Raw genomic sequence first — 23,794 nt, 5'->3', positions numbered from 1 at the left:
ACCTCACGCCGGTTCCGGAACGTTCGGCTCGACCTTCTCGGCGATCTCCAACGCCTTGGCGCACTCGTCGAGATCGTCAGAACGACTGAATTCTTGAGCTTGAATCTGGATCATGCCTTGTCCGGCGTCGAACAAAGCACTGCAGATCCCGGCTTGAGTCGCCCCCCCGGTCACCGCAGTCGCTCCGGCACGACCATTCACCTCGGTGCGCTCGAACTCGGCCCACGTCTCCTTCTCCGCTGCAGAGTCCACCGTGTCACGCGTCTCCTTGCGGATACTCGCAACAACAGGATCGCCCTGGTACTGACATCCCGGTGCCCACGGGGGGCTGTTCGTAACCTTGCCCTCCGTCTTCAGTCCAAAGGATTTCAATTCAGCATCCGACAAGATGCCGCACGGATCCACCCCGGCCAACACCTCACCCGAAGGCTTGGCACCCGAAGTCTCCTCCGTCGCACCCTCCGAGGAATCACCGGGACTACACCCGACAGCCCCCAGCAAAGCCGCACCGACACCAACGGCCACCAACGACCGCGACCACCTGCTCACTGCTGACTCCCCCTGTTCAGGTCACTGCTGATCTGCTCGTCGGTGGCAACGTACTTCTCCTTGGCTTGGCGGAACAGGTCCGCCTTACGCAGCAACTCGTCCCGGAACTGTCTCAGTAGGTCCGCTGCCCCGGTAGAACCGTTAGTGGCTTTCTGCGAGAACTTATTTGCCAACTGTCGCCCCGAGGGGTAATCCCCCAACCCAGGAACTTGTTGCAGACGAGCGGCATTATCGGCAAGCAAGGCTACCTTCTCAGCCTTCTCCTCGTACACCTTGGCTGCTTCGTCGGCGGCACTGGGCTCCATGCTCAGCCCGCCGCCCGAGATCTGCTGCTCGATCCAGGAGTTCTCCTCGCTGATCGCCCCCAGCGCCGCGCTGGCCCCCGAGAACCCGGAGCCCTCCCCCTTGACAACGGACACAGCCACTCCTCACAACGCGCTCGTCACGACCGCCCACCGGCACGAACACTGTAGCGCCGCCCCACGGCACTGTGTGCCAAACCGGCAAAAACCACTCCGGTGACGGAGATCTCAGTCCTTCAACCGGTGCACGAACGCGGTCCACTTTCGGGAGTCCACAGTCAACACCGCGCTGGCTGGCTCCTTCGAGTCCCGCACCGACGCTCCCGCACCACCGAGCGCCACCTCGACGCAAGCGCCCTGGTGATTGCTGTAGCTGCTCTTCCGCCATCCGTACTGCTCACCCACCGCCACGAGACCCCTCCGAGTGCGCGCCGGAGCGGTGCTCCACCGCCCCGGTCGAGGTTTCCGGAAGCGCTGCGCAGCCCGCAATCACCCAACTCAGCCCCACGAACCGGCGCGACGGAAGCCCCGACACAATCACGCACCTCACGCCTGTCCCGGAACGTTCGGCTCGACCTTCTCGGCGGTCTCCAGCGCCTTGGCGCACTCGTCGCGGCTGCCCGAACGAGCGACGTCATGGGCACGTACCTGGATCATGCCCTGACCGGCGTCGAACATCGCGTCGCAGGTCCCCGCCTGGGTAGCCCCCTCGGTCACCGCAGTCGCTCCGGCACGACCATTCACCTCGGTGCGCTCGAACTCGGCCCACGTCTCCTTCTTCGCTGCAGAGTCCACCGTGTCACGCGTCTCCTTGCGGATACTCGCAACAACAGGATCGCCCTGGTACTGACATCCCGGTGCCCACGGGGGGCTGTTCGTAACCTTGCCCTCCGTCTTCAGTCCAAAGGATTTCAATTCAGCATCCGACAAGATGCCGCACGGATCCACCCCGGCCAACACCTCACCCGAAGGCTTGGCAGCCGAGGTCTCCTCCGTCGCACCCTCCGAGGAATCACCGGGACTGCACCCGACAGCCCCCAGCAAAGCCGCACCGACACCAGCGGTCACCAACGACCGCGACCAACCACTCACCACTGCACCCCAGCCACGTGTCCACCCGAACGAAACCGGATCCCTACTCGCTCCGGCCCGGCACCGTCCAGGAATTCCGCACGAACATCGCCCACTGTCTCCAGGAGACCGTCAGCACAGGACCGAAGGGCTCCTTCGAGTCCCGCACCGAGACCCCCTCACCACCGAGTGCCACCTCGACGCAAGCGCCCTGGTTCATGCTGCGGGAGGACTTGCGCCATGCTGTGTCCGGAATACCTCGCATCTCACACCCCTACGTCAGGTCAGCGATCGCACTTTCCAAGCGCTCGACCGATTGTCTCTGATCGAGAGCTTCGTTGCGAAGGGCTTTCGCAGTCGATACGTAGGTCTGCGTCAGGGTCGGGTCTTCGACATCGTAGCGAGCACCGAGCACGGGATGGCTTTCCAGGAACACACCGGGATCGAACTCCTCGAACTCCAGGAGGACGAACTTGCCGTCCATACCCGAATGCGCGCCGACATCGGTGGGAAGCACCTGGATATCCACGTGCGGCAGTTCGGCCATCTCCACGAGGTGGCGGAGTTGTTCTCGAAGGATGTCGCGCCCACCGATGGGCCGCCGGAGGACGGACTCCTCGAACACCGCGTGCAGTTCGAGCGGGTTCGGCTCCAGGAGTCGCTTCTGCCGTTCCAGCCTGAGATCAGCCACCTTCTGTCGGTCCTCGGCCGAAACACTACGACTGGCCGCGGTCAGAGCCGCCGCGTAGTCACTGGTCTGTAGCAGACCGGGGACGACCAGCTGTTCGTAGTTGAACTCGCGAACAGCCTCTCCTTCCGAACCGAGAAAGAACGCGAACCACTCCTCGACCACATCGGCGTAAGGCGCCCACCAACTCGGTTCCGCGGAACGTTTCGCTTGCTCCACCACTGGAGCCGCAGCGGAGTGCGCGACCCCGTAGAACTTGAGCAGGTCACGGACATCCCGATGCTGAAGCCGGTACATACCGGCCTCCATCTGGCTGATCTTTCCTCTCGAACATCCCAACTCAGCAGCCGCCTCGTTGGTCGTCCTTCCCGCATCGGTTCGCGCCTGACGCAACTTCGCCCCGATACGACGTCGCAGCGAGACCGGATCCGTTCGCTCTGACACAGCACCTCCTCCGAGTAAACTCCAGTCTGCCCCAGGCGATATTCGCCCCAAGGTTCAACCAATCGTGGAATCTACAGACTAACCGTTAGCAGCTAACTTGTTAGTACATCGTTCTTCGATTTGTGAGGAGATCCAATGTCAGGCAACAACCCCTTCTACCCCAAGCTGCCTCCGCTGGGCACCCGCGAGGAGTTCATGGCCCAACTGCAGGGCGTGGTCACCGAGAACGCCCCCGGCCTGTTCGCCCTGTGCGAGGAGATCGGCGACCGCCACGACGCCGTCATCCACTACTGGGGCATGGCCCACGAGGACCGCACCGACCTCATCGGCACCGAGGGCACCCTGCACCTCGGCTTCCGCGACGCGGCCACCGCACGCCAGCGCCTGGCCTGTCGCCGCACCCTCCACCTCGTGTGGGCCTGACCCGGAATCCACCGCACGACGAAGAACCGCCCGGCGCGCAGCGGCACGCCGGGCGATCACACCCACGAAGGTCCGAAAAGGATCGCCGACCTCCTACTCGGCGGCGACGCTCCGCGCGGTCTCCCGCGCCCCGCTCCTGGCCAGCTCGTCGTAGTGGTGCTCGACCAGCGACAGGAAGCGCCGGTCGTCCAACAGCGCCTCGTCGACCCCGGCCGCGGCCAGCGCGGGCCGCACGACCCCCCTGCCCGTGCCGCCACCGGCGCCCTCCCGGATCCGCTCGTCGGCGGGCTCACGCACCTCCAACGGCTCCCCGCCGTCGGTCCGCCGCACGAGCACGCAGCGCAACCAGGCCGCGATCGCCAGCGCCGCCGCGCTCGGAACGACCGACCCCCGCAGCGCGTCGCCGACGGTTCCGAGCAGCCGCGGCCCGATCTTGAGCGACCCGTCCGAGGCGACCTGCTGGGTGGTGTGCGCCAGCGCCGGGTTCCGGAAGCGGCGCAGCACCGTGTCCACGTAGCCGCCGTGCTCGAAACCGGCGATCCCGGGCAATGTGGGGGCGACCTCGTTGTCGGCCAGCCTCCTGGCGACCGCCTCGAACTCCGCGACCGACATCGTCTCGGCGATGGTCCCGACACCGGCCAGCGCGCCCAGGTAGGCCAGCAGCGAGTGACACGCGTTGAGCGTGCGCAGCTTGGTCATCTCGTACGGCCGGACGTCGTCGACCAGCAGGGCACCGGCTTTCTCCCAGGCGGGCCGGGCCGCCGGGAAGTCGTCCTCGATCACCCACTGGATGAACGGCTCGGCGACCACGGCCGCCTCGTCGCGCGCACCCAGCTCGGCCTCCACCCCGGCGAGGTCCTCCTCCGTCGTGGCGGGCACGATGCGGTCGACCATCGTCGCGGGAAAGGTGACGTGCCGCTCGATCCACTCGGCCAGCTCGGCGCCGTCCGGCAGCAGCGCGCAGAAATCACGCACCGCCGCACGCAGCACCGGACCGTTCTCGTCGAGGTTGTCGCAGCTGACCACGGCCAGCGGACCCGCTCCCGCCGCGCGGCGGGCACGGATCCCGGCCACGAGCCGCCCCACCACCGTGGACGGCCCCTGCCCGGCGGCATCGGCCAGCACGCCGGGATCGGCGGTGTCCAACCGCCGCGTTCCCGGCAGGAGCCGGTAGGCGTGCTCGGTGACCGTGAGCGTCACGACCGTCACCGAGGGGTCGGCGATGCGCTCCAGCACGGCCTCCGTCTCCGACGGACCGTCCAGCACCTCGCGGACGGAACGCACCACCCGGTACGCCGTCCCCGACTCGTCCCTGGTGACCACTGTGTAAAGACAGTCCTGGCCGCGCAGCCGGTCGCGCACGGCGGGACCGCGCTGGGTGACCGCGCTGATCGCCCACCCGGTCTCACCGGTGGCCAGCATCGCGTCCTCGGTGCAGACGGCCTGGTGCGCCCGGTGGAAGTTGCCCGCTCCGAAGTGGACGATTCCGACGGTGAGCTCCTCGGGGGCGATCCCGTCCCCGGAGCGCCGGGAAACGTCGGTGAGGTTCTCCAGGTTCAACCGGCGCATGACACGCTCCCGGGACTCGTCGCCAAGTGCTCGCGGGTGCTCCCGATCGCCGGGATCCCGCCGGTACCACCACGTCCCCCGACCGACAGCGACGCGGCCGCCGCGGCCAGCCCGACCGCCACGGGGAGCTCGTCCCCGAGGGCCAGCCGAGCGGTCACGGTACCGGCGAAGACGTCCCCGGCACCCGTCTGATCCACCACGCTCCTCGCGGGCACGGGAGGAAGACGCCACGAACCGTCCCGCGATTCCGCCTCGACCAGCACCCCGTCGCCACCGCAGGTGACGGCCACCGCCTCCGTGCCGAGCGCACGGAGCTCGCGTGCCGCCTCCTCCGAGGTGCCGCACCCGAGCAGCGCGGAGGTCTCCCCCGGATGCGACGGGGTGACCAGCTTCGCCCCCTCCGACACGGCGCGCAGCGTGGCGGCCGCCTCGTCCGAACCGACCAGCGCGGGCCGGTGGTTCGGGTCGTAGACGAACTCGTTCGCCGCCTCCTTGGCGGCCAGCACCGCCGCGCGGGCGGTGTCCGACAGCGCGGCGGTGATACCGCTGGTGAGCACGCAGCGCGCGCGTTCGCCGAGCCGCGCCCGCCGAACGTCGTCCGGGCTCAACCCGCTGGCGGCGCTCCCGCGCCGCATGTAGGCGAACCCCCGCGTTCCCCCGGGGTCGGCCCGCATCAGGTAGCAGCCGTTGTGGCCCCCGGTCCTGTCGACCAGTCCGGTGTCCACGCCGAGCTCCTCGATACGCGCGACGATCCCCTCGCCGACCTCGTCGTCGCCGATCCTGGTCAGCAGACCGACACGCGCCCCGGCCGCCGCCGCGGCCGCGGCCGCGTTGAGCGCGTCGCCGGAGCAGCCCAGCCGTGCCTCGACGCCGTCCCGGAACACCGCGGACGTGCCGACCTCGAGCAGCACCTCGCCGAGGACGATGACGTCGTAGTCCATTGTGGTCACCAATCGTGCATCGATCCGTCGTGCAGCCGCGCCACGGGCAGGTAGGCGGGCTCGTACGGGTGGGACTCGGCGGCGTTCTCGTCGATGTCGACGCCGAGCCCCGGATCCTCGCTCGGGTACAGGTGCCCGTCGGCGAAGTGATAGCCGTGCGGGAAGACCTCGTTCGTCCGCTCCTCGTGCGGCATGTACTCCTGAACGCCGAAGTTCGGGATCGCGGTGTCGACGTGCAGCGCCGCGGCCATGCACACCGGCGACAGGTCGGTGGCGCCGTGCGAGCCGGAACGCACGCCGTGCAGCTCGGCCAGCGACAGGATCCGGCGCAGGTGCGTGATCCCGCCCGCGTGCGTGACGCTGGTGCGGATGTAGTCGATCAGCCGCTCGGTGATCAGCCGATCGCAGTCGTGGATGGAGTTGAAGATCTCACCGGTCGCCAGCGGCGTGGTGCTGTGCTCGCGGATCCGGCGGAACGCCGTCTGGTCCTCCGCCGGTGTCGGGTCCTCCAGCCAGAACAGCCGGAAGGGCTCCAGGGCCTTGGCGAGCCCCGCCGCCTCGTTCGGGCTCATCCGGTGGTGGGCGTCGTGCAGCAGGTGGAACCCGTAGCCGTGCTCGCGACGCACCCGGTCGAACAGCTCGGGCACGTGGTTGAGGTAGGCGGGCGTCGACCACGGCGTCTCCTCCGGCAGCCCGGAGGACGCCGGTTCGTAGCGCTCGCCGTCCGAACCGATGCCGTAGGTGCCGGACAGCCCCGGTATCGCGGTCTGCGCGCGCACCGCCCGGTACCCGCGTTCGAGGTAACGTCCGACCTCGTCCACGGTCTCCTCGATCGTGGAGCCCTGGGCGTGGCCGTAGACCATCACCCCGTCGCGGCTGCGCCCGCCGAGCAGCTGGTAGACGGGCAGTCCCGCCACCTTGCCCTTGATGTCCCACAGCGCGGTGTCGACACCCGCGATCGCGGTCATCGTGACCGGCCCGCGCCGCCAGTAGGCCCCCTTGTAGAGGTACTGCCAGGTGTCCTCGATGCGGCTCGCCTCGCGACCGATCAGCAGCGGGCAGACGTGCTCGGTGAGATAACCGACGACGGCCATCTCGCGCCCGTTGAGCGTGGCGTCGCCGACCCCGGTGACACCGTCCTCCGTGGTGATCTTGACGGTGACGAAGTTGCGTCCCGGTGATGTGACGATCACCTTCGCGTCCACGATCTTCATGCTCACCTTTCCGTGGTGCATTCGACGGTCGTTTTGACCCCGGTACCGCCGCTCGCCCGGCCGAGGGCCTCGGCAGCGCGTTCCAGGGGGTAGTTCGCCGTGCCGAGCGCGACGAGGTCCACGGCTCCGTCCTCGACCAGCCGGATCGCCTCGGGGAAGCCGCCCGCGTACCGGAACGCGCCCACCAGGTCGATCTCGTAGCGCTGCACCGGAGCCAGGCGCGCCCGCACCGCCTCGTCGGGAACGGTGCCGACCAGCCCCAGCCGACCTCCGGGGACGGTCGCCGCCACACCGGTGTCCAGAGCGGACACCGCCCCGGAGCACTCCAGCGTGCGTTCCACGCGGAGCCCGTCGAGCTCGTCCGGGCGGAAGGCGCGCTCGACGCCGACCGCTCGGGCGACCTCCAGACGCGATTCGTCCACATCGGATATCGTCACCCGGCGGGCGCCCCAGGCGAGCGCGACCTGGGCCACCAGCAGGCCGACCGGTCCGGCCCCGGTCACCAGCACGGACTGTCCGGGGGCGAAGCCGGTGCGGCGCAGCGCGTGCACCGCGACGGCGAGCGGTTCGAGCGAGGGGACTGCCGCCGCGGGCAGCCCCTCGGGCGCCCGGTGCAGCTGGGCGGCGTCCACGGCGAGGTACTCGGCCAGCCCGCCGTCGCTGGGCGGCGATCCGAGGCAGTGGCCGTTCCCGCAGAGGTTGTAGCGACCCGCCGTGCACAACGAGCAGTGACGGCAGGGCACCGCCGGTTCGACCACCACCGTCCCGCCCACGAGCTCGTCCGGGACCTCCGGGCCGACCTCGACGACCCTCCCGCCGATCTCGTGGCCGAGCACCGCGGGCGCGCGGAGCTCGTTGTTCCCGTTGCGGCCGTCCCGGTAGTAGTGCACGTCGGAACCGCACAACCCCACGTGACCGACCGCGAGCAGCGCCTGGCCCGCGGATGCCCGCGGCACGGCGCGCTGCTCGACCCGCAGGTCCCCGGCACCGTGCAGCACCGCGGCGCTCATCGTCCGATTCATCAGTTCCCACCCCCGAAAACGCTGATCGCCGTGTAGACGCCGAGCCCGACGATGAGCAGGCTGCTGACCGTCAGAGCCACCGAGAACCACCTGCCACCCCGCAGGCCCTCGTCCACCTCGTTCCTGCGCAGGTACCAGGTGGCCACGGTCACCGCGATCAGGAAGACCCCTCCGATGAAACCGCCGGTCTGGACCATGAACACCGGGGAGCTGAAGTACAGGTAAGCGGCTCCCCAGGTGATCGGGAACACGACTGTGAACGCGCGCATCCACCACGTGCGGCGTGCGGTGTCGCGCCAGTCGAACCCACCGCAGACGGAGACCGCGTTCGCGGCGACACGGGTCCAGCTCGGAAGGGCCGCCCACAGCGTGGAGCCGAGCACCGCCACCGCGCCCAGCAGGTAGGCCGTGCTCGCCCACTCGCCCAGCGTCTCGGTGTAGGTGCGGGACAGCGTGGTGATCATGTCGTTGCCCTCGGGCACCAGCCCGGCCGGGTGCAGCACGGCCGCGCCCATGACGAAGAACGCCATCGTGCCGACCGTGTAGACGACCCAGGACAACAAGGCGTCCCGGTACATCACCCTGATCCAGCCCCTGGCACGCTCGCGCCACTCGGGAGTGCCGTCGTTCGGACCCACCCAGCGGGCGTAGCCCTTCTCGATGCACCAGTAGGTGTAGTAGGTGATCTCGTCCGAGGTGACGCCGGTGAGCCCGAACATGGCGATCGCCGCGCCGACCGCACCACCGGGGATCGTGAAGCTCAGGCCGGTGCGCACTTCCGCGAGCCCGTAGCCGACCTCGGTGAACGGCAGCCCGAAGGCGATCACGCAGGTGATCAGCACGAAGATCACCGTCAGTCCGACGGCGCCGCGCTCGATGAGGGTGTACTTGTTGGAGTACAGCGACACGATCGCGGCGACGACCACCACGGCGGTCCAGATCGCCAGCGAGGTGAACTCCAACGGGCCGGAACCGACGGGCATCAGGATGCTCAGGGCCGCCGCCAGGCCGCCGACGACACCACCGACCTGAAGCACCTTGACGACCGCCATCAGGATCCACAGCAGGCTGATCCAGCCGAGACCGCGGAAACGCGGCGGCACCTTGTTGTAACCCTCCAGAGCGGTCTGCCCGGTCACGATCGACCAGCGCCCGAGCTCGACCTGCACCGCCACCTTGACCAGCGTGCTGAACACGACCAACCAGAGCAGCGCGAAGCCGGCCTCGGCGCCCAGCGCCGTCGTGGCGATCAACTCCCCAGAGCCGACGATGGATGCGCTCAGGATCAGCCCCGGACCCAGGAAGCGCAACGATCCACGCCAGCCCGCTGGTGGTTCCTTCACTTCATCGGAGGTCAGCACGTAGGGATCCCGTGCCGACGTGGATGTCTCGGTAGTCATTCGAACTCCGGCGAGGCGGCAATATGCTAGTATATTAGTAGAACCACACTAGCGTTTCGTCAATAGGATGCACCGGTGATGCGCTCACGAAACAACAGCACGAGGACCTCACGCGACCTGGCCACAGCCGAGGTGCGGCGCCGCATCCTCGATCTGACTCTCGAACCGGGAAGTGGTATCGCGGAGAACGAGCTGGCCGCCGAACTGAGCGTGAGCCGCACACCCGTCCGCGAGGCGCTCATCCTGCTCTCCAACGACGGCCTGGTGGAGATCTACCCCCAAGTGGGCACCTTCGTCTCCCGGATCGACCCGACAGCGGTGGCCGACGCGCAGTTCATCCGCGAAGCGCTGGAACTGGCCTCCTTCCGCGAACTGACCCTGACCATCGAACGGCCCCAGTTGAAAAAGCTCCGGGAGAACCTCGAACAACAGCAGCTGGCCGTGAAAGCGCGGGACGTCGACCGGTTCTTCGAGCTGGACGAGACGCTGCACGCCACGATGCTGCGGCTGGCCAACCACGAGGCCGCCTGGGACGTGGTCAGCTCGGCCAAGGCGCACCTCGACCGAGCTCGTCGGGCGTGCCTGCCCATCGCCGACACCCTGGAGCGGATGCTGGAGCAACACACGGAGATCGTCGACCAGCTCGAGTCCGGCCCCCCGGAAGCCGCGGAAGAAGCCCTCCGCTCGCACCTCCGCGAGGTCTTCCACGACATCGACGCGGTCAAGGCGAGAACACCCGAGTACTTCACCAGTGGACCCACCCGCCCCGTGCGCAAGGCCTATCTCGCTTAGGACTGGAGGGTCGGCTGCTCTTTCTGCGTTGGCGGCGCGGGTGGCGGAACCTCTCGCGGGCTCTCGCTCCGGCCAGGCCCGACATCGAGTAGCCACACGCCACGTCGGGCCTTCCTCGCGAGAGCACCACGAGAGAACCCGCGGTCGGTCGGGTTGCGCAGGCTCGTAAGCACTCGCGTTGGACGGTGTCCTTCTTCCGGCAGCTCGGCGCTGCCCGCGCCGCAGGAGAACGCTGCGCACTTCCGGCGAAAGGCCTCGGTCGACGCGAGCGCTTCAACCTACCTGGAACGAGAAGCTCCGGTGCGCGAGTCGGATGCATCGCAAGGCCGGGCCGCTCGCCGCGTAGGCCGCCACTCAAGAGCGGCCCAACGCAGCAAGGCGCCGACTCACGCGACGGCTAAGCAACCACCCGACCAGGCGCACGAAGCTCCGCAGAGGGCTACGCTGCGGATCACACGACGTCGAGCGTGATCTTGCCGCCGCTGTGGCCGGTCTCGCTGTCGTCCTGGGCCGCGGCCGCCTCGCTCAACGGGTACGCCCGCGCGTGCCGCACGCTCAGCTTCCCCGCGACGACGCGCTCGACGATCTCGTCCAGCAGCTCCGAGCTCCGCTCCCCGGACCCCCCGCTCGAGAAGGTCACCCCCAGCTCGGAGGCCCGCGGATCTGCGATGGTGATGACCCTGTCGGTGGTGCCGCGCAGCTTCACCGACTCCGGCAGCACGTTCTGGCCCGCCGCGTCGAACACCGCGTCCACCCGAGAAGTGATCTCCCGTACCCGCTCGACCAGCCCCGCGCCGTAGGCCACCGGCGTCGCCCCCAGCGAACGGAGGTCCTCGAAACGCTGCTCACCGGCCGTGCCGATCACCGTCGCCCCCAGGTCCACGGCGAGCTGCGTGGCGAACCGGCCGACCGCCCCGCTCGCCCCGTGCAGCAGCAGCACCTCGCCCTCCCGGAGCTCCAGCTGCCGCAGCACCCGCAGCGCGGTCGCCCCCGCCACCGGCAGGGCGGCGGCGTCCCGCCACGACAGTTCGGCCGGCTTGCGGGCCACCAGCGAGGCCAGGGCGTACTCGGCGTAGGAACCGGTCTCGGCCCACCCGAACACCTCGTCACCCACCTCGAAGGAGGCGGACGCCCCCACGGCGTCGACCACACCGGCCAACTCCATACCAGGGCGCCGCGGCAGGGAGAGCTCGGTCATCACACCGCTGCGAAGCTTCCAGTCCAGCGGATTGACCCCGGCCACGCGAACAGCGACACGGACCTGTCCCGCCCCCGGTTCCGGAACGCCCACCTCCACGAGCTTCAACACTTCCGAAGACCCGTAGTCGGAGAACTGGATGGCGCGCATGTGCTTTCCTTCCCGGAACCGTGACATCGCTTTCCGGCGCCAAACTCTCACGAAAACTCCGGTCCCGCCACGCGCGGACACCTCCCGCACCGGCTGCCGCTCCCGGCCGGACCCCGGAACGAAAAAACGGTGGAGGCACGTCGACATCCGTGCCTCCACCGCGGCGGAACACACCGGCCGGGCTGCGAAACCGGCCCGGCGGAACTCACCCGTCGGGACCGCTCACCGCTCGGACCGACCGCGCCGATCCCGCAACCTGCTCAACGCCTCGTCCAGCAGTTCCATCCCGTCGGCGTCACTGCGCCGTTCCTTCACATAGGCGAGATGGCTCTTGTACGGCTCGTTGCGCTTCGGCGAGGGCGGGTTCTCCCTGTCACGCCCCGCCGGAAGACCGCACTGCGTGCACTCCCAGATCTCGGGGACCCGCGCATCCGCGGCGAAGGAGGGTTCCACCCGGTGCCCGTTGTCGCACCAGTACTCCACTCGCTGGCGAGGCGCCGACTCCCCCCGCTCCACATCACCGCTGATCGTTCCGGAGCCGAGCCGCATACCACGTATCGCATTACCGCCAGTCATCAGCTTTCACCCACCGTACCCGCCTTTGAACGGACCGAAACCGGGTGGACCGAGACCGCAGATCGAAGCGGTCGGACGGCCGGAACCGCCCGACCGCGTCCCGTCAGGCGCTCATCTTGATCAACAGCCCGGTTCCAATGATCGAGATCACCCACAGCGCGATGACGAACAACGTCATCCTGTCCAGGTTCTTCTCCGCGACACTGGACCCGGCGAGGTTGGACTGCACACCGCCGCCGAACAGCGAGGAGAGCCCGCCGCCCTTCGCACGGTGCAGCAGCACGAGCAGCACCAGCATGATGCTGGTCAGCAGGACCATGATCTGCAGCAAAAGTGTCATATCGTCCTCGTTCACACCACGGTTCGTGGCAAGCCTACCGAATCGGCCACCCACCGTGGGGCAGCAGTTCGCATCAGCGTGCTCACGCGGCAGGCCGGACTCCGACCGTTTTCACAGCGCTTCCCGGCGGACGGCCCTTGCGACCGTCCGCCGCGGAATCGTTCACGGCAGTGGTCCACCCGCTGCCATCGCGCTCATCTTGGCGAACTCGTCGCCGTTGAGACTCGCACCGCCGACCAGGGCGCCGTCCACATCGCCCTGGCCCAGCAGCTCGGAGATGTTGCTGGACTTGACCGAACCCCCGTACAGGATACGGACCTGCTCGGCGATCTCCGAACCGTACTTGTCCACCAGAGCGCCCCGCAGGGCCGCGCAGACCTCCTGGGCGTCCTCGGAGGTGGCCACCTTGCCGGTGCCGATGGCCCAAACCGGCTCGTAGGCGATCACGGCACGCGCGACCTGCTCCTGCTTGAGCCCCTTCAGGCCCTCGATGAGCTGGCTCGTGCAGTGCCGCACGTGGTCGCCCGCCTCGCGGACGTCGAGCGGCTCGCCCACGCACAGGATCGGCGTCATCTCGTGCTTGAGCACGGCCCGCGTCTTCCGGTTGACGGTCTCGTCGGTCTCACCGTGGTGCTCACGACGTTCGGAGTGGCCCGTGACGACGTAGTCGCAGCCGAGCTTGGCCAGCATCGGGGCGGAAACGTCGCCGGTGTAGGCCCCCGAGTCGTGCGGCGAGACGTCCTGGGCCCCGTGGCGGAGCAGCAGCTTGTCCCCGTCGATCAGGGTCTGCACGCTGCGCAGATCGGTGAAGGGGGGCAGCACGGCCACCTCGACCTTGTCGAAGTACTTCTCCGGCAGGGCGAAGGCGATCTTCTGCACCAGAGCGATCGCCTCGAGGTGGTTGAGGTTCATCTTCCAGTTGCCCGCCAGCAACGGTTGCCTGGACATGATCAGACCTCGCCTTCCAGTACGGCCACACCGGGCAGCTTCTTACCCTCGAGGAACTCCAGCGAGGCCCCGCCTCCGGTGGAGATGTGCGAGAACCGCTGCTCGTCCAGACCGAGCGTGCGGACGGCGGCCGCGGAGTCACCGCCGCCGACGACGCTGAACGCGTCGGAGTCGGCGATCGCCTTGGCCACCCCGCGGGTCCCCTCGGCGAAGTTCGAGAACTCGAACACGCCGGTCGGGCCGTTCCAGAACACGGTGCTCGCCGACCCGAGGATCTCGGTGTAGCGCTCGACGGTGCGCGGACCGATGTCCAGCCCCTGCCAGCCCCGCGGGATGGCGTCGGACGGGACCACCTGGGTGTTCGCGTCGTCGGCGAAGCGGTCGGCGACCACCACGTCCACCGGCAGCACCAGCTTGTCGCCGTGCTCGTCCAGCAACTGCTTGGTGGTGGCGATCTGATCCTGCTGCAGCAGCGAATCGCCCACGGAGTTGCCCAGCGCGGCGAGGAAGGTGTAGGCCATGCCACCGCCGATGACCAGCCTGTCCACCTTCGGCAGCAGGGCGTTGATGACCTCGATCTTGTCCGAGACCTTGGAGCCGCCGAGCAGCACGACATAGGGCCGCCGCGGGTCGCCGGTCAGCGTCCGCAGCACCTCGACCTCGTCGAGCACCAGCCCACCCGCGTAGCAGGGCAGCTTGGTAGCGAGATCGTAGACCGAGGCCTGCTTGCGGTGGACCACGCCGAAGCCGTCCGAGACGAAGGCGGCCGAGTTCCCGACCACCTCGACGAGGGCGTCGGCCAGCTCGCCCCGCTCCGCGTCGTCCTTGCTGGTCTCCCTCGGGTCGAAACGCACGTTCTGCAGCATGGCGACCCGGCCGTCGGCCAGCCCGCCCACGACCTCGTGCGCCGACGAGCCGACCACGTCGTCGGCCAGCGCGACCTCGGAACCGAGCAGCTCACCGAGCCTGCGCGCCACCGGGGCGAGCGAATAACGGGTGTCCGGCGCACCCTCCGGCCTGCCGAGGTGCGCGGCGAGCACCACGCGTGCCCCGGCCGAGGTCAGCTTCTCGATCGTCGGGAGCGCGGCGCGCACCCTGCCGTCGTCGGTGATGGTTTCGCCGTCCAGCGGGACGTTCAGGTCGGCACGCACCAGTACGTTCCTGCCCTGAACCCCCTCGCCCAACAGGTCGTCGAGATTCTTCACGCTGCGGCTCCTCCAGGGGAATACACCGTTGGTTGCTGATGGAGATTTTCCGCTTCGGTTGTCGTGGGCGGCCACTCGGCGGACCCACTCGCGGGCTCTCGCCGCGGGTGTCCCGACATCCGGTAGCGGCCGCACCCCGAGCGGAAAACCCCGCTGCGAAGCGCTTCCGCGCCCCCTGCCGCCGCACCCCGGGAGCGCGGACCGGGACCACGAGGCGCCGGCTCGGTGACCGGCTTCGTCCCCGCGGCGCGGTGCGACCACGAGGGCGGCGGTTCGAGCGGGCCGGGGCCGGAGCACTGCTGAGAAGGCCCCGGCAGCGGAGGCTGCCGGGGCCGGAGGCGATTCAGGAAATCTTCGATCCCACGAGGTTGACCACGTCCACCAGCCGGTTGGAGTAGCCCCACTCGTTGTCGTACCAGCCGACGATCTTCACCTGGTTCCCGATCACCTTGGTCAGCGGTGCGTCGAAGATCGTCGAGGCGGGGTCGCCCGCGATGTCACTGGACACGATCGGGTCCTCGCTGTACCGGAGGACGCCCTTGAGCGAGCCCTCCGCGGCCGCGGCCCGGAACGCCTCGTTGACCTGCTCCTCGGTGACGCTGGAGTTCAGCGTGGCGGTCAGGTCGGTGACGGAGCCGGTCGGAACCGGCACGCGCATGGCGTAGCCGTCCAACTTGCCGTTGAGCTCGGGCAGCACCAGGCCGATCGCCTTCGCCGCACCGGTGCTGGTCGGGATCACGTTGAGCGCGGCCGCACGCGCCCTGCGCAGGTCCTTGTGCGGCCCGTCCTGCAGGTTCTGGTCCGCCGTGTAGGCGTGGACCGTGGTCATCTGGCCGTACTCGATGCCGAAGTTGTCGTTGAGCACCTTGGCCATCGGCGCCAGGCAGTTGGTGGTGCAGGAGGCGTTCGACAGCACGGTCTGCGACCCGTCGTAGGAGTCGTCGTTGACGCCGAGCACCATGGTCAGGTCCTCGCCCTTGGCCGGGGCGGAAACGAGAACCTTCTTCGCGCCTCCCTGGTCCACGTGCTTGCGGGCGTCCTCGGCCTTGGTGAACAGGCCGGTGGACTCGACGACCACGTCGACACCCAGATCCGACCAGGGCAGGTTGCCCGGATCCTTCTCGGCGAGGATCTTGATGGTCCTGCCACCGACCTTGATCCCGTCGTCGACCACGGTGACTTCTTCGGAAAGCTGACCGAGCACGCTGTCGTACTTGAGCAGGTGCGCCATGGTCGCGACGTCGCCCAGGTCGTTCGCGGCCACGACCTCGACATCGTGCTCGCTTGCAAGTGCCGCACGCCAGAAGTTGCGTCCGATCCGGCCGAAGCCGTTGATACCTACGCGAACGGTCACGCCGATCTCTCCTCGCGACTTACCGTGCCGAATCATCGGCAGGTGGGCGGTTGTATGGACTCACTTCAGACCCTATCGCCCACGACGGCCCGCGTGCGCATCAGGGAGACGCCGCGACGGCGAGTCCCACCAACGTCACCCGGACGGAATCGCCTGCCCACGGGCTCGCGCCACGGGACGCCCGGATCGGGCCGAGGAGCGCGAAACCGTTTTTCCCAGTCCCCGGGAACCGGTGCCCCGGAGACGCCGGTGGTGCGCCGCCGGGAGATCACCCGCTCCCGGCGGCACGAGCCACCTCGGCGCCGCGTTCAACTGTGCTGCTCCTCGCCCAGCATCCCGTCGACCCCGGACTCCAGCAGCTCAGCGGTCACCGCTGACTCGGTGTCCGGCAGGTTCAACTCCCGCGCGCGCTTGTCGGCCATGGCAAGCAGCCGCCGGATCCGCCCCGCGACGGCGTCCTTGGTCATGGGCGGGTCCGCCAACTGCCCCAGCTCCTCCAGCGAGGCCTGCCGGTGCGCGAGCCGGAGCCTGCCCGCGACCAGCAGGTGCTCGGGAATCGAGCTGCCGAGCAGTTCCAGTCCACGTTCCACCCTGGCTGCAGAGGCCACCGCCGCGCGCGCGGAACGGCGCAGGTTGGCGTCGTCGAAGTTGGCCAGCCTGTTGGCCGTGGCGCGCACCTCACGGCGCACCCGCCGCTCCTCCCAGGTCATCACGCTGTTGTGCGCCCCGAGACGGGTCAGCAGCGCGCCGATGGCATCGCCGTCCCGCACGACCACCCGATCGGTACCACGCACCTCACGGGAGCGGGCCTGCACCTCGATCCTGCGCGCCGCCCCGACCAGGGCGAGCGCGGCCTCCGGGCCCGGGCAGGTGACCTCCAACGCCGAGGACCGGCCGGGTTCGGTCAGCGAACCGTGCGCGAGGAAGGCTCCCCGCCAGGCCGCCTCGGCGTCGCAGACCCCGCCCGCGACCACGTGCGAGGGAAGTCCGCGCACCGGACGCCCACGCGGATCGAGCAGCCCGGTCTGCCGCGCCAGCCCCTCACCCTCGCGGACCACGCGCACCACGTAACGGGTGCCCTTGCGCAGGCCCCCCGAGGTGATCACGTGCACATCGGAGTGATACCCGTACAGCTCGTGCAGTTCGCGACGCAGCCTGCGCGCGGTGGAGCCCGAGTCGAGCTCCGCCTCCACCACGATTCGTCCTCCGACGAGATGCAGCCCGCCGGCGAAACGCAACAACGAGGACACCTCGGCTCTGCGGCAGCAGGCCTTGGTCGTCGGCAACCTGCTCAGTTCGTCCTTGACCGCCGCGGTCATCGCCACCGGTCCGTCCTCCTCTCCAGTGCGGCTGTCAGACTCGCCGCGAGAGCATCCGGTTCGTGTCTCCCCGAAGCCGATGCAGCGGCGACTCGATCAAGCAAAGTCTGCGCACCAAGCGCGCTCGCCGCAGCACGAAGTCGATCGGGGGTGGGAACCGCGTCCTTGTCGGCCAGAACCGCGTCCACCCGCAATTTCGGTGCGTGTTCCGAGATCACGTCGAGATGCTGCTCCGGAGAAAAATCCGCGGTTTCACCCGGTTGCGGGACAAGATTGAGTACCACGATCCGCTGAGCGGCGGTGCTGACCAAGGCGTCCCGGAGCTCGGGGACGAGCAGGTGCGGCAGCACGCTGGTGAACCAGGACCCCGGGCCCAGCAACACCACGTCCGCGTCGAGCACCGCCCGCACGGCCTCCTGCGCGGCCCGCGGCTGGTGCGCCTGACCGTTCACCGCGTCGAGCCGGACGCGCTTGACCCGCCCCGGTGTGCTGGCGATGGCCACCTGGCCCCTGATCGTGCGTACGGCTTCCCTGTCCTCGTCCAGCCCGACGACATCGGCCTCCATGTCCAGCGGCTCGACCGACATGGGAAGCACCCGCCCCTGCACGCCGAGCAGCTCGCAGGCCTCGTCGAGGACGGCTATCGGATCGCCGAGCACCTCCAGCAGACCGGCGAAGACCAGGTTGCCCACCGCGTGCCCGGCGAGGACGCCGTTGCCGCCGAAGCGGTGCTCGAACAGCCGCGACCAGGTGCGGCCGGATTCCTCCTCGGAGGACAGCGCGGAGAGCGCCTTGCGCAGGTCGCCGGGAGGCAGCATCCCGAGCTCACGGCGCAACCGCCCGGAGGAGCCACCGTCGTCGGCCACGGTGACCACGGCGGTGATGTCGGTGGTTATGCGGCGCAGCGCCGCGAGGCTCACCTGGAGCCCGTGACCACCGCCGAGGGCGACGGCACGCAGCGGACGCGATTCCCGTTCGCCGGAAACCCCTGACTCGGGAGTACTCATTCGCGCCCCAGATCGCGGTGAACCGTCTTGACCGTCAAACCTTCCTCCTCGGAAAGTCTCCTCGCGAGTTCCTCGGTGAGCACCACGCTGCGGTGCTTTCCGCCCGTGCACCCCATGGCGAGCGTCAGGTAGCGCTTGCCCTCACGCTGGTACCCGGTTCCGACCAGTCGCAGCAGCTGCTGGTAGTTCCCGAGGAACTCCTCGGCGCCCTCCTGACCGAGGACGTAGTTGCGTACCTGGTCCTGCCTGCCGTCGAAGTCGCGCAGCTCGGGGATCCAGAACGGGTTCGGCAGGAACCGGCAGTCCATCACCAGGTCAGCGTCCATCGGGAGCCCGTACTTGTAGCCGAAGGAGAGCACGGTAACCCTGGTCCTGGTGCTCGCCTCGGTACCGAACGCGTCCTCGATCTTCGTGCGCAGCTGGTGCACCGACAGCCCGGTGGTGTCCAGAACCAGATCGGCCTCCGCACGCAGTTTGGACAGCAGGGAACGCTCGGCCGCGATCCCGTCGGCGAGCCTGCCCTCGCCCTGCAGGGGATGGCCGCGGCGCACCTGCTCGAAGCGACGCACCAGCACCTCGTCGGTGGCCTCGAGGAACAGCACCCTCGGCTTGTAGCCGCGGGCGTCCAGATCCTTGATCACCGAACCGAGGTCCTCGGTGAAAGCGCGGCTGCGCACGTCCATCACCACGGCGACCCTGGTGACCGCATCACTCGAACGGGCACCGAGTTCCACCATCGTGGAGATCAGCTCCGGAGGCAGGTTGTCCACCACGAACCACCCGAGATCCTCCAGGCACTTGGCCGCGGTGCTGCGTCCGGCGCCGGAGAGCCCGCTCACGACCGCGACCTCCATGCCCGTCTTCTCCTCGGTCACTGCTCAACCCCCTGAGTACCGTCTTCCCCCGTCGTGTCCCGGGCCTCTTCCCGGGACGTCCGGTCGGACGAGCCCGGCTCCGCGGTGGTGCCGTCCTCGACCGGCCCGGACACCGTCGTCCCCTCGTTCCGCACGTGCTCCCCGCCGTCCGAGTTCTCGTCCTCCGAGCTCCCGTCGTCCGAGGTCCCGGCCGTGTCCCGATCGTCCGACAGGGCGTGGTGCACCGCTTCGGCCAATCGGTTCCCGAACCCGGGAACGGCGGTTATTTCCTCGATAGTGGCACGACGAATCTTGCGCACCGAACCGAAATGCCTGAGCAGTGCCTTCTTCCGCGTCTCACCCAGCCCCGGAACACCGTCGAGCCGGGAACCGCTCATCCGCGCGGAGCGCTTCTTGCGGTGGTAGCTGACCGCGAAGCGGTGCGCCTCGTCCCGCACCCGCTGCAGCAGGTACAGCGCCTCGCTGGTGCGGGGCAGAATCACCGGAGCCGGCTCGGCAGGAGGCCACACCTCCTCCAACCGCTTGGCCAGACCGACCACGGCGACATCGGTGATGCCCAGCTCGGCGAGCTCGTCAGCGGCCGCGTTGGCCTGCGGGGCCCCGCCGTCCACCACGAGCAGGTTCGGCGGGTAGGCGAACTTGCGCGGCTTGCCGGTCTCCGGGTCCACCCCCGCGGGAACGGCCTCCCCCTCCTCGGAGTCCGACTCCGCTTCGGCTCCGTCGGCCCCACCGGCGGCCTCACCCGCCCTGGTGGTCGCGTCCGGCTGAACCCCCTGGGGCGTCAGCGAAGCCGCGGGCTCCCCGTCACCGGCCTCCCGGAGATAACGTTCGAACCTGCGCCGCACCACCTCGGCGATCGCGGCGGTGTCACCGCCCTCCGACCCCCCGCGCACCGAGAAACGCCGGTACTCGGACTTGCGCGCCACCCCGTCCTCGAACACGACGAGCGAGGCGACCACATCGCTGCCCTGCACGTGGCTCACGTCCACGCACTCGATCCGCAGCGGTGCGCTGTCCAGCCCGAGCGCCTCCTGCAACTCCTGCAACGCGGCTGAGCGCGCGCTGATGTCGCCCGCCCTGCGCAGTTTGTACTGGGCGAACGCCTCCTCGGCGTTGCGCCGCACCGTGTCCAGCAGGGTCCGCTTGTCCCCCCGCTGCGGGACCCGCAACGCGACCTTGCTCCCCCGCAGCTCACCGAGCCACTGGCCGACGGCCCGCGAGTCCTCCGGCAGCTCGGGCACCAGCACCTCGCGGGGAACCGGACTGCCCCCGCCCGCGTCTGCCTGGTCCGCCAGCGCTGCCTGCTCACCGTAGAACTGGGTGAGGAACTGCTCCACCAGCTCGGGCGTACCGGTCTGCTCGACCTTGTCGATGACCCACCCGCGCTGGCCGCGGACCCGGCCGCCGCGCACGTGGAAAACCTGAACGGCGGCGGCGAGCTCGTCCTCGGCGAAGGCGGCCACATCGGCGTCGGTACCGTCCCCGAGCACCACGGCCTGCTTCTCCATCGCGTGCCGCAGGGCCTCCAGATCGTCCCGCAGCCGGGCCGCGCGCTCGAAGTCGAGTTCGGCGGAGGCGTCCTCCATCCGGCGCTGCAACCTGCGCATCATCGCGTCGGAGCGCCCGGACAGGAAATCGCAGAACTCGTCCACCACGCGGCGGTGCTCCGCGGCGTCGACCCGCCCCACGCAGGGGGCCGAGCACTTGTCGATGTAGCCGAGCAGGCAGGGACGCCCCATCTGGGCGTGCCGTTTGAACACACCGTTGGAGCAGGTACGCGCCGGAAAGACCCGCAGCAGCATGTCCAGGGTCTCCCTGATGGCCCAGGCGTGCGCGTAGGGACCGAAGTAACGCACCCCCTTCTTGCGCGGACCGCGGTAGACGTGCAGCCTCGGGAACTCCTCGTGCAGCGTCACGGCCAGCACCGGGTAGGACTTGTCGTCGCGGTAGCGGACGTTGAACTTGGGATCGAACTCCTTGATCCAGGAGTACTCCAGTTGCAGCGCCTCCACCTCGGTGTTGACCACGGTCCACTGGACACCGGTCGCCGTGGTCACCATCCGCCGCGTGCGCGGGTGCAGGGCGGACAGATCGGCGAAGTACGCGGCGAGCCTGCTGCGCAGGTTCTTCGCCTTGCCGACGTAGATGACCCGTCCGTCGCCGTCGTGGAAGCGGTACACGCCGGGCGAGGACGGGATGGTTCCCGGAGCTGGTCGGTAGGTGGACGGATCGGCCACGCCCCCAGCCTACGTGCGCCGGTGACGGCGTTGACCAAGACCACTCCAGAGATGGAGCGACGGGGCCTTCCGCGTGGCGGTGCAGGTGGCGGAACCTCTCGCGGACTCTCGCTCCGGGTGCCCGACGTCGAGTAGCCATACGCCACGTCTGGCCTTCCTCGCGAGAGCACCACGAGAGACCTCGCGGCGGTGTCGGTTTCGAGGGTGGTAGGAGTTCGGCCCGCGGGAGTGCCCACCAGAATCGGGGCGACAGCGGCGCGTGGTCCGGGGAAGAATTCGCGGGATGCGACTTCCGATCACGGTGCACCGGGCGCGGCTCGGCAAGCACTCCTACCGGGTGATCCGGCCCAGACCCACCCCGCCGAACGTGGTGCTGCGGGACTTCAGGAACCGAAAAGGTGAGTTCGACATGCGGCTCGACGCCCGCGCCGCCCACCGGATCGGGGTGGCCTGGCTGCTGGCCGCCCGATCACCGCGATCGCTGGTGCACATCCCGCTGCGGGGCAGGACGACACCGGTCACGCCGCAGTGCCGGCCGCGATGCGTCGAGTGGTGCTGTCCGCTGGCCGAGGACGAACCGCAGCTGGATCTGCTTCTGCTTCATCGCGGTCTGCAGTTCCGCCCCTCGCGCTGGAAGGAGGTACGCGCCCGGCTGGACGGCGGCAGGCCGGAAACGGCCGAAATTCCCGCGAGCGATGTTCCGGACGAGGAGAACGTGCTTCCCTTCGAGGAGCACTGGATGGACCAGCACCCCCTGCGGCAGCACGTGCACGCGGAAACACTGCTGCTCACCGGAAACGCACCGCTGTTCCGGGAGCTGAGCACGTGGTTCCTGGATCTCGCGACGAGAGGCCCCAGCATGCGCTCCCTGACGGGCAGAGCGCACCAGTGCAACGAGCTCCGCTTTCACGCGGATCCCCGCGAGGACAGCCAGCTCCACATGGTCTACGCCGACCGGTGGTCCGGGGCCGACATCAAGCTCTGAGGGCGGTGGCAGGCACCTCGCGCCGTGGCGCACCCCCGAGCTCCTCGGTTCCCCGGCCTTACCGCCTCGGGGGCCGGTAGTTCTCCATCCGACGCAGCAACGACCTGATGCGCAGGGCGTACAGCGGGGAGAGCGCGTAGCCGGGGAAGCTGGCGAACCAGCTGGCGCTGCCCAGGCTGACCGCGTCGGCTCCGGCCCAGAAGTACTCGCGGCAGTCGTCGAAGGTGCGGATCCCCCCGGTCGCGATGATCGGCAGGGTCACCCCCGCGTCCCGCAGCTCGGAGATCACCCGCAGCCCGATCGGTTTGATCGCCCGGCCGGACAGTCCTCCGAACCCGTTGGCCAGCAGCGGGGTTCCCGTCCGCGGGTCCAGCCGCAGCCCCTTCACGGTGTTGATCGCGGTCAGCGCGGACACACCGTGCCGCGCCGCCAGCTTGGCGTGCTGCAGGTAGTCGTAGTCCGGGGAGAGCTTGAGGATGACGGGGTGGTTGCTGCGCGGGACGGCTTCGGCCAGCACCGACTCGATGATCGCGTTGAAGTCGAAGTTGACGTTGTGGCAGGAGACGTTGAACTCGACGGCCGCGATCTCCCCGGCCGGGACGGCTGCGTTGATCCTGTCCACCAGGGTGACGAACTCCTCGGTCGAGAACCCCCCGACCGAGATGATCGTGTTCTGCCCCCTGGTGCGGGGGTAGTAGTCCCGCAGGTAGGAGTCGATGCCCACGTTGCACCAGCCGAAGGCGTTCAACCAGCCACCGTCGACCTGCCGCAGGGCCCGTCCGTAGTACTTCAGCAGCCCGGGAAGCTCCCCCAGCGACCACACGTCCTTGGTCGTGAAGTGCCCCTCGCGGGGTTCGACCGTCAGCGTGCGGGTGGTCACGGCACCGAAGCGGTCCAGCGGGACGAGCTGCGATATGGGGCTCATGCCGTACGGGATGAGCTTGGAGTTGGCCACTCCGTAGCCGAGCAGACTGGAGGAGGTCACCAGGCGGTTCCGGAGTTTCACATCTCCCAACCGCACGTGTGGCCCCGCGGTCTCGTCGGCTCGAACCAACCGCAGGTTGCGCTCCTGGGCCAAGCTCACGATCTCTCTCCTCACCGCCTGCACGGCGCCCGGTTCGGTGTCACCACGACCATTCTCCCTCACCCCGGGGCCGCTCCCCGCACCGTGGGTGATCGGCGCTC

The 23,794-nt window shown here is 69.0% G+C and carries 25 protein-coding genes; 3 read left to right on the top strand and 22 right to left on the bottom strand.

What is annotated here, in order from left to right:
* Positions 1 to 3 precede the first annotated feature (3 nt).
* The 6 genes from FHR84_RS01540 to FHR84_RS01515 form a co-directional block, all read right to left on the bottom strand.
* Entirely contained in the window at positions 4 to 525 is a 522-nt protein-coding gene (locus FHR84_RS01540) for a DUF3558 family protein (RefSeq protein WP_179533610.1), read from the bottom strand.
* A 20-nt stretch (positions 526 to 545) separates the two neighbouring features.
* Complete coding sequence (locus FHR84_RS01535; protein ID WP_179533609.1) at positions 546 to 968, bottom strand: hypothetical protein; 423 nt, start codon at positions 966 to 968, stop codon at positions 546 to 548.
* A 111-nt stretch (positions 969 to 1,079) separates the two neighbouring features.
* The gene (locus FHR84_RS01530) at positions 1,080 to 1,262 is read right to left on the bottom strand and encodes a DUF397 domain-containing protein (protein WP_179533608.1); all 183 of its coding nucleotides are present in this window, start codon (positions 1,260 to 1,262) and stop codon (positions 1,080 to 1,082) included.
* A gap of 135 nt (positions 1,263 to 1,397) precedes the next feature.
* Positions 1,398 to 1,919, bottom strand: coding sequence for a DUF3558 family protein (locus FHR84_RS01525; protein ID WP_179533607.1), 522 nt, complete (start codon positions 1,917 to 1,919; stop codon positions 1,398 to 1,400).
* 67 nt (positions 1,920 to 1,986) lie between these two features.
* A complete protein-coding gene (locus FHR84_RS01520; RefSeq protein ID WP_179533606.1) occupies positions 1,987 to 2,187 on the bottom strand; it encodes a DUF397 domain-containing protein in 201 nt (66 codons plus the stop codon).
* Positions 2,188 to 2,196: 9 nt separating this feature from the next.
* Positions 2,197 to 3,054: a Scr1 family TA system antitoxin-like transcriptional regulator gene (locus tag FHR84_RS01515; RefSeq protein ID WP_179533605.1), complete on the bottom strand. Its 858-nt coding sequence runs from the start codon at positions 3,052 to 3,054 to the stop codon at positions 2,197 to 2,199.
* Between the two features lie 135 nt (positions 3,055 to 3,189).
* Between FHR84_RS01515 and FHR84_RS01510 the strand changes: the two genes are divergently transcribed.
* On the top strand, positions 3,190 to 3,477 hold the full coding sequence (locus tag FHR84_RS01510; protein ID WP_179533604.1) for a hypothetical protein: 288 nt from the start codon (positions 3,190 to 3,192) through the stop codon (positions 3,475 to 3,477).
* A 93-nt stretch (positions 3,478 to 3,570) separates the two neighbouring features.
* Here FHR84_RS01510 and FHR84_RS01505 read toward each other — a convergent pair whose 3' ends face one another.
* The 5 genes from FHR84_RS01505 to FHR84_RS01485 are packed head-to-tail and all read right to left on the bottom strand — an operon-like array spanning position 3,571 to position 9,623.
* Positions 3,571 to 5,046: a mannitol dehydrogenase family protein gene (locus tag FHR84_RS01505; protein ID WP_179533603.1), complete on the bottom strand. Its 1,476-nt coding sequence runs from the start codon at positions 5,044 to 5,046 to the stop codon at positions 3,571 to 3,573.
* Complete coding sequence (locus FHR84_RS01500) at positions 5,034 to 5,987, bottom strand: PfkB family carbohydrate kinase (protein ID WP_179534365.1); 954 nt, start codon at positions 5,985 to 5,987, stop codon at positions 5,034 to 5,036. The genes FHR84_RS01505 and FHR84_RS01500 overlap by 13 nt, the downstream gene beginning before the upstream one ends.
* Before the next feature lie 5 nt (positions 5,988 to 5,992).
* Positions 5,993 to 7,201, bottom strand: coding sequence for a D-mannonate dehydratase ManD (manD, locus tag FHR84_RS01495; RefSeq protein WP_179534364.1), 1,209 nt, complete (start codon positions 7,199 to 7,201; stop codon positions 5,993 to 5,995).
* Between the two features lie 2 nt (positions 7,202 to 7,203).
* The gene (locus tag FHR84_RS01490) at positions 7,204 to 8,223 is read right to left on the bottom strand and encodes an alcohol dehydrogenase catalytic domain-containing protein (RefSeq protein ID WP_179533602.1); all 1,020 of its coding nucleotides are present in this window, start codon (positions 8,221 to 8,223) and stop codon (positions 7,204 to 7,206) included.
* Positions 8,223 to 9,623: an Nramp family divalent metal transporter gene (locus FHR84_RS01485; protein ID WP_179533601.1), complete on the bottom strand. Its 1,401-nt coding sequence runs from the start codon at positions 9,621 to 9,623 to the stop codon at positions 8,223 to 8,225. Before FHR84_RS01485 ends, FHR84_RS01490 begins: the two co-directional genes overlap by 1 nt.
* A 78-nt stretch (positions 9,624 to 9,701) precedes the next feature.
* Here FHR84_RS01485 and FHR84_RS01480 point away from each other — a divergent pair, with 78 nt between their 5' ends.
* A complete protein-coding gene (locus FHR84_RS01480; RefSeq protein WP_179534363.1) occupies positions 9,702 to 10,415 on the top strand; it encodes a GntR family transcriptional regulator in 714 nt (237 codons plus the stop codon).
* Positions 10,416 to 10,866: 451 nt separating this feature from the next.
* Here FHR84_RS01480 and FHR84_RS01475 read toward each other — a convergent pair whose 3' ends face one another.
* The 10 genes from FHR84_RS01475 to uvrC all read right to left on the bottom strand — a co-directional run bounded on the left by FHR84_RS01475 (position 10,867) and on the right by uvrC (position 21,624).
* Positions 10,867 to 11,763 (bottom strand): NADP-dependent oxidoreductase, encoded by an 897-nt coding sequence (locus FHR84_RS01475; protein ID WP_179533600.1) that lies wholly within the window; start codon positions 11,761 to 11,763, stop codon positions 10,867 to 10,869.
* 222 nt (positions 11,764 to 11,985) lie between these two features.
* Positions 11,986 to 12,339 (bottom strand): RNA polymerase-binding protein RbpA, encoded by a 354-nt coding sequence (locus tag FHR84_RS01470; RefSeq protein WP_179533599.1) that lies wholly within the window; start codon positions 12,337 to 12,339, stop codon positions 11,986 to 11,988.
* Between the two features lie 103 nt (positions 12,340 to 12,442).
* Positions 12,443 to 12,679, bottom strand: coding sequence for a preprotein translocase subunit SecG (gene secG, locus FHR84_RS01465; protein WP_017975949.1), 237 nt, complete (start codon positions 12,677 to 12,679; stop codon positions 12,443 to 12,445).
* Positions 12,680 to 12,841: 162 nt separating this feature from the next.
* Positions 12,842 to 13,627 carry a triose-phosphate isomerase gene (gene tpiA / locus FHR84_RS01460; RefSeq protein WP_179533598.1) on the bottom strand — a complete coding sequence of 262 codons (786 nt, stop codon included), beginning with the start codon at positions 13,625 to 13,627 and terminating at the stop codon, positions 12,842 to 12,844.
* A 2-nt stretch (positions 13,628 to 13,629) separates the two neighbouring features.
* Positions 13,630 to 14,832: a phosphoglycerate kinase gene (locus FHR84_RS01455; RefSeq protein ID WP_179533597.1), complete on the bottom strand. Its 1,203-nt coding sequence runs from the start codon at positions 14,830 to 14,832 to the stop codon at positions 13,630 to 13,632.
* Between the two features lie 343 nt (positions 14,833 to 15,175).
* Entirely contained in the window at positions 15,176 to 16,186 is a 1,011-nt protein-coding gene (gene gap / locus FHR84_RS01450; protein WP_179533596.1) for a type I glyceraldehyde-3-phosphate dehydrogenase, read from the bottom strand.
* Positions 16,187 to 16,494: 308 nt separating this feature from the next.
* Positions 16,495 to 17,511 carry a DNA-binding protein WhiA gene (gene whiA / locus FHR84_RS01445; RefSeq protein ID WP_142077518.1) on the bottom strand — a complete coding sequence of 339 codons (1,017 nt, stop codon included), beginning with the start codon at positions 17,509 to 17,511 and terminating at the stop codon, positions 16,495 to 16,497.
* Positions 17,502 to 18,512, bottom strand: coding sequence for a gluconeogenesis factor YvcK family protein (locus tag FHR84_RS01440; protein WP_179533595.1), 1,011 nt, complete (start codon positions 18,510 to 18,512; stop codon positions 17,502 to 17,504). The genes whiA and FHR84_RS01440 overlap by 10 nt, the downstream gene beginning before the upstream one ends.
* Positions 18,509 to 19,387, bottom strand: a complete 879-nt coding sequence (rapZ, locus tag FHR84_RS01435; protein ID WP_179533594.1) for an RNase adapter RapZ — start codon at positions 19,385 to 19,387, stop codon at positions 18,509 to 18,511. The genes FHR84_RS01440 and rapZ overlap by 4 nt, the downstream gene beginning before the upstream one ends.
* On the bottom strand, positions 19,384 to 21,624 hold the full coding sequence (gene uvrC, locus FHR84_RS01430; RefSeq protein ID WP_179533593.1) for an excinuclease ABC subunit UvrC: 2,241 nt from the start codon (positions 21,622 to 21,624) through the stop codon (positions 19,384 to 19,386). Before uvrC ends, rapZ begins: the two co-directional genes overlap by 4 nt.
* A 283-nt stretch (positions 21,625 to 21,907) precedes the next feature.
* On the opposite strand from uvrC, the gene FHR84_RS01425 reads away from it, so the two are divergent.
* The gene (locus FHR84_RS01425) at positions 21,908 to 22,609 is read left to right on the top strand and encodes a hypothetical protein (protein ID WP_179533592.1); all 702 of its coding nucleotides are present in this window, start codon (positions 21,908 to 21,910) and stop codon (positions 22,607 to 22,609) included.
* A gap of 58 nt (positions 22,610 to 22,667) precedes the next feature.
* Here the strand turns inward: FHR84_RS01425 and FHR84_RS01420 are convergent, their stop codons facing one another.
* The gene (locus tag FHR84_RS01420; RefSeq protein ID WP_343075125.1) at positions 22,668 to 23,693 is read right to left on the bottom strand and encodes a beta/alpha barrel domain-containing protein; all 1,026 of its coding nucleotides are present in this window, start codon (positions 23,691 to 23,693) and stop codon (positions 22,668 to 22,670) included.
* Positions 23,694 to 23,794: the final 101 nt, after the last annotated feature.

Source organism: Actinopolyspora biskrensis (assembly GCF_013408175.1).
Taxonomy (GTDB): Bacteria; Actinomycetota; Actinomycetes; order Mycobacteriales; family Pseudonocardiaceae; genus Actinopolyspora; species Actinopolyspora biskrensis.
This window is presented reverse-complemented; position numbering and strand designations above follow the sequence as displayed.